Genomic DNA, 14,941 nt, shown 5'->3' on the forward strand with positions numbered 1-14,941 from the left:
TCCAGGAACCCGAGCAGAACGGCAGCCACTCCATGGCCTCGGTCACGTCCCTCAGCGACTCCGTCCAGCAGCACCTCGCGTCCGCCCTCACGGCCACCCGGCCCGAGGCCGCCGGCGTCGACCCGCTGCTGCGACGCAGCGACCGGGCGGACTACCAGGCCAACGGCATCCTCGCCCTGGCCAAGAAGGCGAAGGCCAACCCGCGGGAGCTGGCGACCGAGGTCGTCGCCCACATCACCACCGGCGACGAGCTGATCAAGGACGTCGAGGTCTCCGGGCCCGGCTTCCTCAACATCACCGTCGCCGACCGGGCGATCACCGGGAACCTGGCCGCGCGGTACGCGGACGGCGAGCGCCTCGGTGTGCCGCTGAAGGAGGACGCGGGCGTCACGGTCGTCGACTACGCCCAGCCGAACGTGGCGAAGGAGATGCACGTCGGCCACCTGCGGTCGGCGGTCATCGGCGACGCCCTGCGCGGCATGCTCGACTTCACCGGCGAGCGGACGATCGGCCGGCACCACATCGGCGACTGGGGCACCCAGTTCGGCATGCTCATCCAGTACCTGTTCGAGCACCCCGGCGAGCTGGCCCCGGCCGAGGACGTCGACGGCGAGCAGGCCATGTCGAACCTGAACCGGGTGTACAAGGCGTCGCGTGCGGTCTTCGACTCGGACGACGAGTTCAAGGAGCGGGCCCGCAAGCGGGTCGTCGCCCTGCAGTCCGGCGACAAGGAGACGATCGAGCTGTGGCAGCAGTTCGTGGACGAGTCGAAGGTCTACTTCTACTCGGTCTTCGAGAAGCTCGACATGGAGATCCGCGACGAGGAGATCGTCGGCGAGTCCGCGTACAACGAGGGCATGCCCGAGACCGCCCGCATCCTGGAGGAGACGGGCGTCGCGGTGCGCTCCGAGGGCGCGCTCGTGGTGTTCTTCGACGACATCCGCGGCAAGGACGACCAGCCGGTGCCGCTGATCGTACAGAAGGCGGACGGCGGCTTCGGCTACGCGGCCTCCGACCTGACCGCGATCCGCAACCGGGTCACCGACCTGCACGCGACCACGCTGCTGTACGTCGTCGACGTGCGTCAGTCGCTGCACTTCAAGATGGTCTTCGAGACGGCCCGCCGGGCCGGCTGGCTGAACGACGACGTCACCGCGCACAACATGGGCTACGGCACGGTGCTCGGCGCGGACGGCAAGCCCTTCAAGACGCGTGCGGGCGAAACCGTGCGGCTCGAGGACCTGCTGGACGAGGCGGTGCAGCGGGCCGCGGAGGTCGTGCGGGAGAAGGCGCGGGACCTCACCGAGGCCGAGATCCAGGAGCGGGCCGCGCAGGTCGGCATCGGGGCCGTGAAGTACGCGGACCTGTCGACGTCGCCGAACCGCGACTACAAGTTCGACCTGGACCAGATGGTCTCGCTCAACGGCGACACCAGCGTGTACCTCCAGTACGCCTACGCCCGTATCCAGTCGATCCTCCGCAAGGCCGGCGAGGTCCGCCCCGCCGCCCACCCGGAGCTGGAGCTGCACGAGGCGGAGCGGGCGCTGGGCCTGCACCTGGACGTGTTCGGGAACACGGTCTTCGAGGCGGCCGCGGAGTACGCCCCGCACAAGCTGACCGCGTACCTGTACCAACTGGCGTCGCTGTACACGTCGTTCTACGACAAGTGCCCGGTGCTGAAGGCTCAGACGCCGGAGCAGGTGGAGAACCGTCTGTTCCTGTGCGACCTCACGGCCCGCACCCTGCACCGGGGCATGGCCCTGCTGGGCATCAGGACGCCCGAGCGGCTCTGAACACCCGGACAGACGCGTGCGGCCCGTCCTCTCCCCCGGTGGGAGGACGGGCCGCGCGCGTACGTCCTAGTAGTTCGCCACGCACCAGTTGGCGAAGGTCTTCCACGCGGCCCGTGTCTTCGGGCCGGCGTCGCCGTCGAGCCTGCCGCCGTAGCCCCAGCCGTTGTACTTCAGGAAGTGCTGCAGCGCCGTGATGGTGTTCGGCCCGACGATGCCGTCGATGTCGTCCCCGTACCCGTGGTGGGTCTTGAGGAACAGCTGCAGCGCCTTCCAGCTCTTGGTGCCGAGCAGACCGTCGATGTCACCGCCGTAACCCCAGGTGACGCTCAGCCAGCGCTGGACGCCCTTGGCCTGCGACTTGCTCAGCCCCAGGTTGTTCACCGCGAGCGGCGCGACGGCCTCGGCGCTCACCGCCTGCTGCCCGGCCGGCGCGGGTGCCGCCATGGCCGTGCTCGCGGTGGCCAGGCCGCCGACTGCGATACCGACCGCGGTGGTCACACTGACGAGTGTCTTGGTCAAAGCTCGCATGTTTCCCCTCCGATGCGTTCGCTGTGCTGTCGACCACGAGACTGCAGCCCGGTCGGACCGGCCTGCCACAGTCGCCCCGGAACTGACGTACTCACGGGACATCCCACCCTCTGACCTGCAGGGACGCCTTCTGTGGAGTCGGCACGGCGGGACGGCGAAGCGGCGTGGCCGATTCCGAATGGTGCAGGAACCGCAGCCCGGTGGGCCGCGTGGTCCCTGATGCAGAATGAGACCGGGGGACGGGACCCCGGACCGGCGAGCCCGAACGCGAGTGGGGGAACATGTCGCGTTGGAAAGAGCTGCCCGCGGAACTGCATCCGCACGTCCACCAGTTGGTGGTGCGATTACGCAGGCTCAAGGACCACGGCGGACTGAGCATGCGGCAACTGGCCGCGAAGACCGGGTACAGCGCGAAGTCCTGGGAGCGGTACCTGAACGGCAGGTCCCTGCCGCCCCGGGAGGCCGTCGAGGCGATGGCCCGGATCGCCGGTGACGATCCGGCCCGGCTGCTGGTGCTGCACGAGGTGGCGTCGGAGCACTGGGGGCAGGCGAGGGGGGCCGCACCCGCCGGGCTCGGGACCGCGGAACCGGAGATCGCGGAGGACGAGCCGCGCCGGGGGCGGCCCCGGCGCGTCGCGGTCGTGGCCGGGGCGGTGGCCCTGGTGCTGGCCGTGTCCGCGGCCGTCCTGCTGGCCGTGCGCCTCACCGACGGCTCCGGCGGCCCGGAGCGCGGCGGCAGCGCCGCGGCGGCCACCGTCACCACGTCCACCCCGTCGGCGTCCCGCTCCCCCACGGCGTACACCTGCCGCGTGGAGCGGACCGACGGCCGCTGGTACGCGGGCAACAGCCGCAGCGAGGACGCCATCGTGGCGTACGGCGAGGCCGGGCCGGAGGTGGCGGAGGTGCAGTGTCTGCTGGAACGGGCGGGCCTCTCGCCGGGTGAGATCGACGGGATCTTCGGGCCGCTGACGCAGCGCGCGGTCAAGCGCGTCCAGCAGCGCGACGGACTGGTCGTGGACGGCATCGTCGGCCCGCACACCTGGAAGGCCCTGCGCGGGACGACCCCGACATGACGTCGGCGCACACCCGGCTGGTCACGGCACTGAGAGAGCTGCGGACACGTACGGGGCTGAGCCTGGCGGCGCTGGCGGAGCGCACGGCGTACAGCAAGTCGTCGTGGGAGCGCTACCTCAACGGCAAGACGCTGCCGCCGCGCCAGGCGGTACGTGACCTGTGCCGGCTCGCCCGGGAACCGGAGGGACGGGCGCTGGCACTGTGGGAGATCGCGGAGTCGGAGCGGAGCGGGCGCGCGGCCCAGCCGGCACCCGCACCTGCCGGCCCGGAGCCACAGCCGCAGCCGAAGCCGCAGCCGCCGACAAGGCAACCCGGGGTCAGTCGACGGCTCCTGGCCGTGCTCGTCGCCGTCTGCGCCGTGACCGTGGCCGGCGTCGCCTCGGCACTCCTCCTGCTCCCCGACCGGGAGAGAGCAGCCCCTCGTGCGTCAGCCGGCGCGGCCCCCGGACCTCGTTGCCACGGCGCCACCTGCGAGGGCCAGGACCCGATGCACATGTTCTGCGGCGGGGGCCCCGACACCCTCTCCACCCACCGCACCGCCACCGGGGCCCGGCTGGAGCTGCGCTACAGCGAGAAGTGCGGCGCCGGCTGGGCCCGCATGTGGGGGACGGGCGTCGGCGACCGGCTGGAGGTGACGGCGGGTGGTCCGACCCGCCGGGCCGAGATCGCGGACGCGGTGGACGCCGAGTCGTACGTCTACACCGTCATGACCGAGGTGCGTCCCGGAGCCGTCCTGCGGGCCTGCTTCCGGCCCGCGGCGGCCGCCGACGGCGAACGGGAGTGTGTCGAGGCGCGCGTGGGCGGGGCCACGGCCACCACCCGGCCGCCGTCACGTCGGTAGCGTCAGCCCTTCTGGCACGTCGAGGCCCATCTCGCGGGACAGCACCCGGCGGACGTCCGCCTCGTCCGCCAGTTTCCGCTCGGTGACCGTGCCGTCGTCGCGGGTCTCGGTGACGCGGTCGCCGTCGAGCAGCAGGTGCCCGGCCGGGCTCAGGCGCTGGGCGTAGGGGCGCCGGGAGAACGGGGAGCGCGGGTTGGTGGCGATGTGCCAGTTGATCATTTCGAAGTCGGACGGTTCGAACGGCTCCAGGGTGAAGGCGTACTGGTCTTCCCAGCCGTCCGTGCCGTGCGCCTGAAGCACCCACATCTCCAGCGGCCCCCCGTGCGGCGCGTGCACCAGCCGGTGCCGGCGCCCGGCGTCGTGGAACTCGGTGTCCGCCAGCAGCGGCACCGGCTCCAGCAGGGAGCCGATCGCGCCGAAGCCGACGTCGGCCAGGTACGGCCGGGGGTCGCCGGGCGCCTCGACCAGGAGGGCCATGTGGGTGCGCGGCCGGTCCTCGAACCGCTCGGCGCCGACGACGACCCGCGCGGCCAGCCGGGTCAGCCGGAACCCGAGCGCCTCCAGGGCCGCCGCGAACAGGGTGTTGTGCTCGTAGCAGTAACCGCCGCGCCGGCGGCCGTGGACCAGCTTGGCCATGAGGTTGGCGAGATCCAGGGAGGGCGCGGTGCCGCCGAGGGCGTCGAGGTTCTCGAACGCGATGGCCCGCAGGTGGGCGAGGTGGACGCCGCGGAGGGTCTCGGCGTCCGGCCGCCGTTCCCCGTCCCAGCCGATCCGGCCGAAGTACGCGTCGAGGTCGAGGGGCGGCGGCGTCCGTGCGGTCTCAGGCATGGCTTCACCGTACGTCCGGGCACGCCGCCCGTCCTCGGCCTTTTGACCTGGGCTGGAGGTCCTACGACTCGTCCGACGCCGTCCGCAGCCCCTCCCCCAGCCTCCGCAGCCCCTCCGCGATCTCGTCCGGCGTCTGTGTGACGAAGCACAGCCGCAGGGTGGCGCGGTCGGGCTCGCCGGCGTGGAAGGGGGCGCCGGGGACGTACGCCACGTCGTGCCGGACCACCTCGGGGAGCAGGGCCGTGGTGTCGTACCGTTCCGGCAGCCGCGCCCAGACGAACATGCCGCCCTCGGGTCGGGTCCACGCCGACCCGGCCGGGAGGGCGTCCGCGAGGCCGGCGAGCATGGCGTCCCGGCGAGCGCCGTAGGCGGCGGCGACGCGCGCGACGTGGGCGTCCAGGTCGCGGTCGGCCAGGTACCGGGCGGCGGCGAGCTGGTTGACGGTCGGCGTGTGCAGGTCGACGGCCTGCTTGGCGACCGCGCAGGCCCGGCGCAGTCCGGCGGGCGCCCGCAGCCAGCCGAGGCGCAGGCCGGGCGCCATGACCTTGGAGAAGGAGCCCAGCAGCACGGTGCGGTCCCGGGCGCCGTCGCAGGAGGCGATCCACGGCACCCGTTCGCCCTCGAAGCGGAGTTCGCCGTACGGGTCGTCCTCGACGATCCACACCCCGCGCCGCGCGGCGGTCTCCGCGACGGCGGCCCGGCGGTCGGCGGGCAGGGTGCGGCCGGTGGGGTTGGAGAAGGTGGGCACGGTGTAGAGCAGCTTGGGCCGCTCGCGTACGACCAGTTCCTCCAGGGCGGCCGGGTCCATGCCGTGCTCGTCGCCCGGCACGGCGACGACCCGGGCGCCCGCGAAGCCGAAGACCTGGAGGGCGGCCAGGTAGCAGGGGTCCTCGACGAGGACGGTGTCGCCGGGTTCGAGCAGGGCGGTGGCCAGCAGGGACAGGGCCTGCTGCGAGCCGGTGGTGACGAGGAGGTCGTCGGCGTCGGTGGCCAGTCCGCGCGCGGTGGTGCGGGCGGCGAGCGCGGCGCGCAGGGCGGGCTCGCCCTCGGTGGTGGAGTACTGGAGTGCCCGCGCGGGCGTCTCGGTGAGGACGGCCCGGTAGGCGTCGGCGATGCCCTCCGCGTCGAACAGCTCCGGCGCCGGGAGCCCGCCCGCGAAGTTGATCACCTCGGGGCGGGCGGTGACGGCGAGGATGTCCCGTACCGGCGAACCGCCGGTCGACCGGGCCCGCGCGGCGAGCGGCGGGAGGGGGGCGGCGGGGACGGGCGCGTTGTCGGGCACTGTCTCGGTCACGGTCATGCCCGCACCCTAGAGAAGTACGTGGCGGCTACAAGTGCCTTTCCGCGATCCGGACGCCGGCCCGGCGCTCAGCCCTTCGCGCCCACCCCTCCGTACACGTTGATGTCGGCGTCCGTGACGTCGTTGATGTCCTTGTACCGGACCTTCTCGATGTCCTCCAGGCTGGCCAGGTAGGACTCCTCCGGCTGTTCGGGCACGGGCGCCGCGTGGTCCGGGCGCCAGTGGTGCACCGGGACGACGGCGCCCGGCTCGGCGAGCTTCAGCCCGGCCTCGGTGAAGAAGCGCTCGACGTCGTCACGGGAGCGCAGCACGAAGGTGAACCCCCGCTCGGTGTAGGTCCGCTGGACCGCGCGGATGTTCTCCGGATTGAGGTCCTCGGTGAGGTGGCTGAGGACCAGCCGGCTGCCGGCGGGCAGCGCGTCCACCAGCTCGCGGACGATCGGGTACGCCTCCTCGTCCTCGACGAAGTGCAGGATGGCGACCAGGCAGAGCGCGACGGGACGGCTGAAGTCGAGGGTCTGGGCGGCCTGTTCGAGGATCCGTGCCGGGCTCTTCAGGTCGGCGTCGATGTAGTCCGTGCGTCCCTCGGGGCCGCTGGTGAGCAGGGCGCGGGCGTGGGCGAGGACCACCGGGTCGTTGTCGACGTAGACCACCCGGGACTCGGGGGCGATGCGCTGGGCGATCTGGTGCACGTTCTCCGCGGTCGGCAGGCCGGTGCCGATGTCGAGGAACTGGCGGATGCCGTCCTCCTCGGCCAGCGCGGTGACGGCGCGGCGCAGGAAGTCCCGGTTGTGCCGTACGTCGAGGTAGCCGCGCGGGTTGGCGGCGAGCCCGGCGGCGGCCGCGTCGCGGTCGGCGGGGTAGTGGTCCTTGCCGCCGAGGAAGACGTCGTAGACGCGGGCCGGGTGCGCCTTGCTGCTGTCGATCCTCCTTCTCAGCTCCGCGGGGTCCTGGCTGAGGGCGTCACCGGGCATGAGCGTCTCCTGACGGGGAACCGTTGTGTGGTCAACAACCTAACGCCCCGGCCCAGTTGACCGTGCCCGGTCCCCCTTGCGCTCCGGTTCAGTCGCCCTCGACCCGCTCCCAGGCGTCGCTGCCCAGCGGGTACGCGTAGTAGGAGCCGTCCTTGGAGGCGCTGGTGCGGAACGGCTTGCCGTGGTCGTCGACGCGCAGGGTGCCCTCCCGGCCGCCGCTCGACCACTCCAGCTCCAGGTACCAGCTGACGTCGTGATCGCTGGTGTGCGCGTTGACGTGGAAGACCTCGGGGTCGGACTCGCTGACGGAGTACGGGAAGTCCCGCTGTCCCCCGATCGGCATCGCCAGGGGGTTGCCCATGTCCAGCGCGACGTCGAAGGCCTTCACGCTCACCTCGCCGCCGCAGCCGTTGCCCATCACGTACTGGTTCCAGTCCAGCGGCGCCCCGCTGTTCACCACGCGTACGTGCAGGGCCTCCAGGACGACGGTCTCCGGACCGGTGCCCTGCACGGTGAGGACGGCGGTCTGCCGGTTCGCGGAGACCGCGCCGTGGGCGGCGGCCCAGCCGACCGCGTCCTGCTGGGCGGGGGGCTTCAGCACGTTCTTCGGGCTGCGGTCGACGAGGAAGGCGTGGTCGCAGGGGGAGTCCCAGTAGTACGGGGTGGTCGAGACGGTGAGCATCGGGCCGTCGGCGGGCGCGCGGCGGCTCGGCGACGCGGAGGCACCGGCGTCCGTCGCGGACGCCGAGGGGCTCGCGGACTCGGACGTGGAAGGGGACGCCGACGCGGAGGCGCTGCCGCTCGGGGTCGCCGGCGCGGTGGCGCTCCCGGACGCCGACAGGGAAGGCGGCACCGCACCGGCGGCCCCGGCGGGACCGCGCCGCCCGTCGTCGCCCGAGCCCGACACGAGGTTCGCCACGAGCGCCACGGCGACACTGACGGCGACGACGCCGGAAGCGGCGTAGAGGGCGGTGCGGGGGACACGGCGGCGGGGGGCGGGCGGCGTGGGCTCCTCGACGGCGACCGGAGGGTCCGGCTCCTCGGAGCCGCCGGTCTGCTCCTCGCCCTCGCCCTCGCCCTTCTTCACACCCCGCAGGGCGTCCGCGCGGATCCAGCGGCGGTGGAGTTCGAGCAGTTCCTCCGGGGTGGCCCGGCACACGCGGGCGAGGCGTTCGACGGGGGCGAACTCGACGGGTACGACCTCCCCGCTGACGTACCGGTGGAGGGTCGACGCGCTCATGTGCAGCCGCTTGCCCAGCGCCCCGTAGCTCAGCCCGGACCGCTCCTTGAGTTCCCTCAGCAGTCCCGCGAAGTCGTCCCCCGCCACCGTTTCTCCCTCTCCCGCATCCCCGTACCGCATCCCAGCGGGAGGTCATTCCCGCAGGTCAGAGCCGTTCTCGGCATCCCAGTGTCCCGCATGCCCCGGCAGCTCTGGCGACCGGGACGGCCCCGGCCCCAAGCTGTGGTCATCCAAGCAGCCGCTCCCGGCGAACGGTCGAGCGGCTCACCTCAACTCCACCCGAAGGGGTCCACTCATGTCCACACGCACCGCCCGCCGCACCCGACTGTTCGCCGCCACCACGGTCGCGCTGGCCGCACTCGCCCTGACGGCGTGCGAGAGCGGCGACAGCTCCGACACGGGCGCCTCGGCACCGCCGTCCTCCGCCCCGGCCGGTGCGCAGAGCGAGCGGCCCGGCGGAGGGGAGGAGCCGGGCAGCGGCACCGAGGCCAACGGCTCGAAGGGAACGAACGGCTCCGCCGGCACGAACGGCTCCGCCGGCAAGCCGGACGAGGGTTCCGCCACCGGAGAGAGCAACGCCGCCTCCGACTCCGACCTGCCCGGCAAGTGCTCCGCCGCCGACGTGAAGATCACCGCGACGAAGGTGACCCGCCCCCTCAACCACCTGCTGCTGACCGCCACCAACACCGGCTCGAAGACGTGCATGCTGCCGCCGTACCCGGCGGCCCGCTTCGGCGAGGCCCAGGCGGTGCCGCCGGTCGCGGAGGCGACCAAGCCGCAGTCCCTGACCGGGGTCGAGCCCGGCAAGTCCGGCTACGCGGGCGTGGTGCTGTCGGCCGGCGACGGCAGCGGCGAGAACGGCTACGAGACGGACACCCTCACCGTCCCCTTCGAGGACGGCTCCATCGCCACCGTCGCCCTGCCCGCCGGCGGCGTGTACGTCGACAGCGCGCTGACGGTCACCTACTGGCAGACCGACATGGACGCCGCCCTCGGCCACTGAAGGGGTGCCCGCACTCCCTGCGCGGGACACCGGGCGAGGTCGCCGCTCAGCGGAGGGTGCGAGCGACCTCGGTGGCCCAGTAGGTCAGGATGTTGCGCGCACCGGCCCGCTTGATGCCGGTGAGGGCCTCCAGGATGGCGCGGTCGCGGTCGATCCAGCCCTTCTCGGCGGCGGCCTCGATCATCGAGTACTCGCCGGAGATCTGGTAGGCGGCGACGGGCACGTCCGAGGCCTCGGCGACCTTGGCGAGGATGTCGAGGTAGGGGCCGGCCGGCTTGACCATCACCATGTCGGCGCCCTCCTCGAGGTCGAGGGCCAGCTCGCGCAGGGACTCGCGCACGTTGGCGGCATCCTGCTGGTAGGTCTTCCGGTCCCCCTTCAGCGAGGACCCGACGGCCTCCCGGAAGGGGCCGTAGAAGGCGGAGGCGTACTTGGCGGTGTACGCGAGGATCGCGACGTCCTCCCGCCCGATCTGGTCGAGGGCGTCACGGATGACCCCGATCTGCCCGTCCATCATCCCGCTGGGCCCGACCACGTGGGCGCCCGCGTCGGCCTGGACCTGTGCCATCTCGGCGTACCGCTCCAGGGTGGCGTCGTTGTCCACCCGCCCCTCGGCGTCGAGCACCCCGCAGTGCCCGTGGTCCGTGAACTCGTCGAGACACAGATCGGACATGACGAGCAGCTCGTCCCCGACCTCGGCCCGCACGTCCCGCAGCGCGACCTGCAGAATCCCGTCGGGGTCGGTGCCCGCAGTCCCGGCGGCGTCCTTCTTCCCCTCCTCGGGCACCCCGAAGAGCATGATCCCGGAGACGCCCGCCTCGACCGCCTCCGCGGCGGCCTTCTTCAGCGTGTCCCGGGTGTGCTGCACGACCCCGGGCATCGCCGCGATCGGCACGGGCTCGCTCACGCCCTCGCGCACGAAGGCCGGGAGGATGAAGTCGGCGGGGTGCAGCCGGGTCTCGGCGACCATCCGACGCATGACAGGAGTGCTCCGCAGCCGCCTGGGCCGCGTACCGGGAAAGGATCCGTACGTCGACATACCACCTACGCTACGCCCGCCCCACCCGTGCCTTTGCCGACGACGAGTCGGCCCGGGACGAAGGCCCTCGCCCCACCTCGACCCCCTTGACCTCAACCAAGCTTCAGTTTCTACGGTCGTCGCCATGGACTACTCGCACAGCGACGCCGAACTGATCCGCCAGCCCGCCGGCTACTGGACCTGGGCCGCCTACAAGGCCGTCGTCACCCGCGTCCGGACCGCCCTGGCCGAACTCGGCACGACTCAGCCCCAGTGGTGGGTGCTGGCCCAGGTGGCCCGCGCCGACACCCCGAAGACCCGCGCCGAGATCTCCACCCTCCTGCGCAACTACCTCGACACGGGCCCGGAGTCGATGGAGTCGGAGATCGACGCGACCGTCACCAACGGCTGGATCACGCAGACCCCCGACGGCCACCTGGCCCTCACCCCCGCGGGCAGGGCGTTCTTCGACAAGGCCGCCGCCCTCCAGGACGACCTGTGGACGGAACGCCACGCCGGAATCTCCGACGACGAGTACCTGACCACCATGAAGGTGCTCCAGCGCTTCATCCACAACACGGGCGGCAAGGCCTGGCACCACTGAGCCGCCGACCGGGAGCCCTACGGGGCCGGAGGCGCGGCCGGCGGCCACGGCACCTCGGCCAGCAAGGGCAGCAACACCTCCTCCTCGTAGTCGAGGTGCGCGTTGAGCTGCGCTGACATCTCGTCCAGCTCGGCCCGGAAGCGCCGGGGGTCGGCGATGGCGACACCGGCCAGGAGGGCCGCCAGCTCGCTCTGGACGCGGCCGACGGCCCGGTGTTCGTCCGCGAGCCGGTCGAAGACGTCGGTCAGGTGCGGGTGGTGACGGGCGATCCCCGGGAACAGGTGGCCGTCCTCGCTCACGTGGTGGAACTCCAGCGCCTGGCAGAACGCCAGGCACCGTTGCCGGATCTGCAGCCCGAGTCCCGGCGGCGCACCGGCCGGTCCCGGCGCCGCGAAGTACGCCTCGGTCTCCGCCCGCACCTGCCGCAACTGCCCCCGCAGCCAGGTGTGCACCTCCAGCAGCTTGCCGGCCAGGGTCCGCACCTCCCCCGGCCCCTCCCACCCCTCGGGCTCGGCCCGCTCCAGCGCCACCACCGGCAGCGGCCGCGAGGTCCCCTCCTGGTAGTCGCCGTAACCGGGCACGGCCCGCACGACGTGCGCGAACAGCTCCTCGCGCCGCGCTCCCTCGGCGGGAACGGCGAGCGCCTCGAAGCTCGACGTGCCCACCTCCACCCGTACGACGGGGTGGGCGAGCAGGTTGTGGTACCAGCCGGGGTGCCGGGGGCCACCGAGGTTGGACCCGACCACGAGGAGCGATTCCCCGTGCCGGACGTAGCCGAGCGGCGTGGTCCGCGAAGCTCCCGACCGAGCACCCGTGGTGGTCAGCAGAAGCAGGTCCCCGCCTTCGAAGGGACCACCGACCTTCCCCTCGTTGGCGCGGAATTCATCGATGACGGACTGGTTGAAAGACGTGGGCATACGGTTCCGTGTCTCCATGGCGGCAGGCCGCGGCGCGCGGCGCGCGGCGCGGTGCCGGAAAGGGTGAAGTGAAGAAGAGAGAGGAGAGGACGACGACGTGCGGAAGCGCTACGTCGTGTCAGGGCGCGGAGTGGTGACTCAACACGTACCCCTTGACTGCCAGGGCGCTCGCCCGATCGCCGGCCGGCCCACTGCTCTTTGACCGGCGCCACGCGGCACCAGCCTCATTACACGCACCCCGCCGCCGGCTGTCAACGCACCGCAGTCCGAAAACGCGGAATCCGCCCGGCCGCGGACGGGGCTGCGGCATGGGGCGGATTCGGGTACGGCTACGGCTGTGACTACGGCTGGGAGCGGCCCTCGATCTTCGCCTGCTCGACCAGCTCGGCGTACGCGTCGGGTTCGTCCAGGTGGTCCTCGCTCAGCAGGAGCATCGACCAGGGCACCGGGCACGGCGGCGCGTGGTCGGGGTCCGGGCACAGGAGGGCGGCGACGCGTGCCTTGATCTTCTCTGCCTCCTCCTGGCTCGCGTACAGGCCCAGCCGCAGCTCGTAGACGCCTCGCTCTTCGGACACGGGCACTCTCTCCTGTTCGGGAGGGGACGGACGGGAGGAAGGGGGAGACGCGTCTCCCCCTTCCTCTTCCTCCGCTCCGTTCTACCAGACACGCTTCGCGTCGCAGTGGCGCTTGTAGTGCCCCGACGGGACGGGCACGTTGCGCTTGGCGTCCTTGATGGCCGCGTCCTTGGAGTTGCCGGAGCCGTCCGCCCGGTCGTACCCGACGACGTTGTTGTCGCTGATGCGGACGATCTGGCACTGCACGGTGGCGTGCCAGGTCTTCAGGACGCCCATCTCGGCCGCCGGGGGCGCGGCGGACGCGGTACCGGCCGACGCGACGGGCGCGACGAGGCCGCCGAGCGCGATGGTCATAACGCCGACGGCGAGCGTGCGGCGCAGCGCGCCCGGCTTCGTCTTCTTCATCGTGGCCCTCCTTGACAGCAGTGGAACCGGAACGTCCACGAGCCTCACATCCGGCCCCGGCGCCTGTCCCCGTCCGCCGGGCCGATTGGCAGGCGGCTGACACCATCGGGCAGCTGTCCGCCGACTGCCACCGCGCCGGCGGTGAACCGGTCCTCCCGTCGCCGCTACGTACCCGTACGTACTCGTCGTCCATGGCGTCACCGACAGTGGCCAGGCAGGAGAACCATCGTGCACGAGACGGCCGTCCAGCCCCCTCCCGCACCGGGGAAACGCGACAACCCCTCGCTGGTGACCGTGGTGAGCACCGAGCTCGCCCGCAACAAGCGGGGGTTCCTGCCGTGGTACCACCTGCTCGCCCCGGTGATCATCACCGTTCCGCTCTTCCTGGGTTCCCTCGGCTCCTCCGAGGCGAAGGCCGGGCAGACCTTCGAGGTGTTCCGGAACGTGACGCTGGAGTTCTGGGGCGTGCTGGTCCCGATGACCGCGGGCCTGGCCGCGGCGCTGTCGGTCCGCGCCGACCAGGACGCCTGGCGGCTGCTGCTGTCCTACGGGGTGCCCCGGTGGCGCTACTTCGTCGGCAAGGTGGCCATGCTCGGCGTGCTGGGTCTCGTCTCCTCCACCGTGCTGCTGGTCATGCTGTCCCTGGGGGCGGCGATCAGCGGGAAGTTCCCGGAGGCGATGGGCACCGTCGCGGCGGCGGTGTACCTGCCGTGGCTGGTGGGGCTGTCCATGACCGCGCTGGCCGTGCTGGTCGTCATGGTGTGGGGCATGGGCCCAGGCATCGGGGTGGGCGTCGCGGGGCTGCTGTGCGGCGCGCTCGTGTCGGACAAGTCCTTCTGGTACGCGGTGCCGTTCTCCTGGCCGATGCGAGTGGTGCTGCCGCTGGCCGGGATCGGGCCCAACGGGGTGCCGCTGCCCGACGACAGTCCGGTGACCGAGATGTCGGCCATCCCGCTCGCGGTGGCCCTGGCCGCCGTGCTGACCGCCCTCCTGCTGGTCGCCGGCAGCCTGCACATGAGCCGTAAGGAGATCTGACCGTGAGCATGCCGACACCGCACAGCGCGGGCGTCCCGGCGACGCCGGCGCTCGTCATCCGCCAGCTGCACAAGCACTACGGCGCCCACCGCGCCCTGGCCGGCGTGGACCTCACGGTCGGCGCCGGGGAGGTCTACGGGCTGCTGGGGCCGAACGGGGCGGGGAAGACGACGCTGATGAAGGCACTGCTGGGCCTGCAGCGGCCGACGTCGGGCGCCATCGAGATCCTCGGCCGGCCGGTCGGGCGGGAGTCGCTGGCGCAGGTGGGGGCGCTGATCGAGGTGCCCGGGCTGTGGCCGACACTGACCGGCGACGAGACGATGCGGGTGCACGCGAGGCTGCGCGGGGTGCCCGAGGAGTGGATCGAACCGGCACTGCGGCTGGTGTCGATGACCGAGGCGCGGGGGCGCCGGGTCAAGGAGTACTCGCTCGGCATGCGCTGGCGGCTGGGCATCGCCGTGGCCCTGCTGGCCCGGCCCCGGCTGATCGTGCTGGACGAGCCCACCAACGGCCTCGACCCCGTCGGCATCCGCGAGATGCGCGGCATCATCCGCTCGCTCGCCGCGGAGGGGGCGGCGGTGCTGATCGCCAGCCACCAGCTCGCCGAGGTCGCCCAGGTGTGCGACCGGGTGCAGGTGCTGGTGGCCGGCCGCACCCGGTACGAGGGTTCGCTGGCGGGGCTGGCCCTCGACGGGGACGTGGAGGCCGGGTTCTTCCGGCTGCTGGAGACCGCCGATGCCGGCGTCGGCTGACCGGCCGTCCGCCGACGGCCCGGACGTCTCCGGTGCCGTCGGCGGACGGTGGGC

Annotated in this window: 16 protein-coding genes; 7 read left to right on the forward strand and 9 right to left on the reverse strand. The window is 72.5% G+C overall.

All coding sequences use genetic code 11. The features are described 5' to 3' along the window. The first annotated feature begins 32 nt into the window (after positions 1–32). Positions 33–1,793, forward strand: a complete 1,761-nt coding sequence (argS, locus tag AMK11_RS10735; RefSeq protein WP_073725548.1) for an arginine--tRNA ligase — start codon at positions 33–35, stop codon at positions 1,791–1,793. Positions 1,794–1,859: 66 nt separating this feature from the next. On the opposite strand, the gene AMK11_RS10740 is transcribed toward argS, so the two are convergent. Next, positions 1,860–2,321, reverse strand: coding sequence for a peptidoglycan-binding domain-containing protein (locus AMK11_RS10740; protein WP_073725549.1), 462 nt, complete (start codon positions 2,319–2,321; stop codon positions 1,860–1,862). A 281-nt stretch (positions 2,322–2,602) separates the two neighbouring features. Here AMK11_RS10740 and AMK11_RS10745 point away from each other — a divergent pair, with 281 nt between their 5' ends. Then, positions 2,603–3,394 (forward strand): peptidoglycan-binding protein, encoded by a 792-nt coding sequence (locus AMK11_RS10745; protein WP_073725550.1) that lies wholly within the window; start codon positions 2,603–2,605, stop codon positions 3,392–3,394. Beyond that, positions 3,391–4,236 carry a helix-turn-helix domain-containing protein gene (locus AMK11_RS10750; RefSeq protein WP_073725551.1) on the forward strand — a complete coding sequence of 282 codons (846 nt, stop codon included), beginning with the start codon at positions 3,391–3,393 and terminating at the stop codon, positions 4,234–4,236. The genes AMK11_RS10745 and AMK11_RS10750 overlap by 4 nt, the downstream gene beginning before the upstream one ends. Here the strand turns inward: AMK11_RS10750 and AMK11_RS10755 are convergent. From AMK11_RS10755 to AMK11_RS10770, 4 genes are all read right to left on the reverse strand, one after another. Further along, on the reverse strand, positions 4,225–5,064 hold the full coding sequence (locus AMK11_RS10755; RefSeq protein WP_073725552.1) for an arylamine N-acetyltransferase family protein: 840 nt from the start codon (positions 5,062–5,064) through the stop codon (positions 4,225–4,227). The genes AMK11_RS10750 and AMK11_RS10755 overlap by 12 nt on opposite strands. A gap of 61 nt (positions 5,065–5,125) precedes the next feature. Further along, positions 5,126–6,364 carry an aminotransferase-like domain-containing protein gene (locus AMK11_RS10760; protein WP_073725554.1) on the reverse strand — a complete coding sequence of 413 codons (1,239 nt, stop codon included), beginning with the start codon at positions 6,362–6,364 and terminating at the stop codon, positions 5,126–5,128. Positions 6,365–6,432: 68 nt separating this feature from the next. Then, positions 6,433–7,338 carry an SAM-dependent methyltransferase gene (locus AMK11_RS10765; protein WP_073725557.1) on the reverse strand — a complete coding sequence of 302 codons (906 nt, stop codon included), beginning with the start codon at positions 7,336–7,338 and terminating at the stop codon, positions 6,433–6,435. 88 nt (positions 7,339–7,426) lie between these two features. Continuing rightward, positions 7,427–8,665, reverse strand: a complete 1,239-nt coding sequence (locus AMK11_RS10770) for a helix-turn-helix domain-containing protein (protein ID WP_073725559.1) — start codon at positions 8,663–8,665, stop codon at positions 7,427–7,429. Positions 8,666–8,873: 208 nt separating this feature from the next. Between AMK11_RS10770 and AMK11_RS10775 the strand changes: the two genes are divergently transcribed. Beyond that, positions 8,874–9,581 carry a DUF4232 domain-containing protein gene (locus AMK11_RS10775; protein WP_073725564.1) on the forward strand — a complete coding sequence of 236 codons (708 nt, stop codon included), beginning with the start codon at positions 8,874–8,876 and terminating at the stop codon, positions 9,579–9,581. Positions 9,582–9,627: 46 nt separating this feature from the next. Here AMK11_RS10775 and hemB read toward each other — a convergent pair whose 3' ends face one another. Continuing rightward, positions 9,628–10,620 carry a porphobilinogen synthase gene (gene hemB / locus AMK11_RS10780; protein ID WP_073725566.1) on the reverse strand — a complete coding sequence of 331 codons (993 nt, stop codon included), beginning with the start codon at positions 10,618–10,620 and terminating at the stop codon, positions 9,628–9,630. A 124-nt stretch (positions 10,621–10,744) separates the two neighbouring features. Between hemB and AMK11_RS10785 the strand changes: the two genes are divergently transcribed. After that, positions 10,745–11,203 carry a MarR family winged helix-turn-helix transcriptional regulator gene (locus AMK11_RS10785; RefSeq protein ID WP_073725568.1) on the forward strand — a complete coding sequence of 153 codons (459 nt, stop codon included), beginning with the start codon at positions 10,745–10,747 and terminating at the stop codon, positions 11,201–11,203. A gap of 17 nt (positions 11,204–11,220) precedes the next feature. Here the strand turns inward: AMK11_RS10785 and AMK11_RS10790 are convergent, their stop codons facing one another. From AMK11_RS10790 to AMK11_RS10800, 3 genes are all read right to left on the reverse strand, one after another. Beyond that, positions 11,221–12,120, reverse strand: coding sequence for a nitroreductase/quinone reductase family protein (locus AMK11_RS10790; RefSeq protein ID WP_073725570.1), 900 nt, complete (start codon positions 12,118–12,120; stop codon positions 11,221–11,223). 341 nt (positions 12,121–12,461) lie between these two features. Continuing rightward, the gene (locus tag AMK11_RS10795) at positions 12,462–12,695 is read right to left on the reverse strand and encodes an SPOR domain-containing protein (RefSeq protein WP_073725572.1); all 234 of its coding nucleotides are present in this window, start codon (positions 12,693–12,695) and stop codon (positions 12,462–12,464) included. Between the two features lie 81 nt (positions 12,696–12,776). Then, positions 12,777–13,100: a hypothetical protein gene (locus AMK11_RS10800; protein ID WP_073725574.1), complete on the reverse strand. Its 324-nt coding sequence runs from the start codon at positions 13,098–13,100 to the stop codon at positions 12,777–12,779. 228 nt (positions 13,101–13,328) lie between these two features. Between AMK11_RS10800 and AMK11_RS10805 the strand changes: the two genes are divergently transcribed. Beyond that, positions 13,329–14,135: an ABC transporter permease gene (locus AMK11_RS10805; RefSeq protein ID WP_241846935.1), complete on the forward strand. Its 807-nt coding sequence runs from the start codon at positions 13,329–13,331 to the stop codon at positions 14,133–14,135. Between the two features lie 8 nt (positions 14,136–14,143). Then, positions 14,144–14,887 carry an ABC transporter ATP-binding protein gene (locus tag AMK11_RS10810; RefSeq protein ID WP_073725771.1) on the forward strand — a complete coding sequence of 248 codons (744 nt, stop codon included), beginning with the start codon at positions 14,144–14,146 and terminating at the stop codon, positions 14,885–14,887. The last annotated feature ends 54 nt before the right edge of the window (positions 14,888–14,941 follow it).

It is taken from the genome of Streptomyces sp. CB02414, assembly GCF_001905385.1.
In the GTDB taxonomy this organism is placed as follows: domain Bacteria; phylum Actinomycetota; class Actinomycetes; order Streptomycetales; family Streptomycetaceae; genus Streptomyces.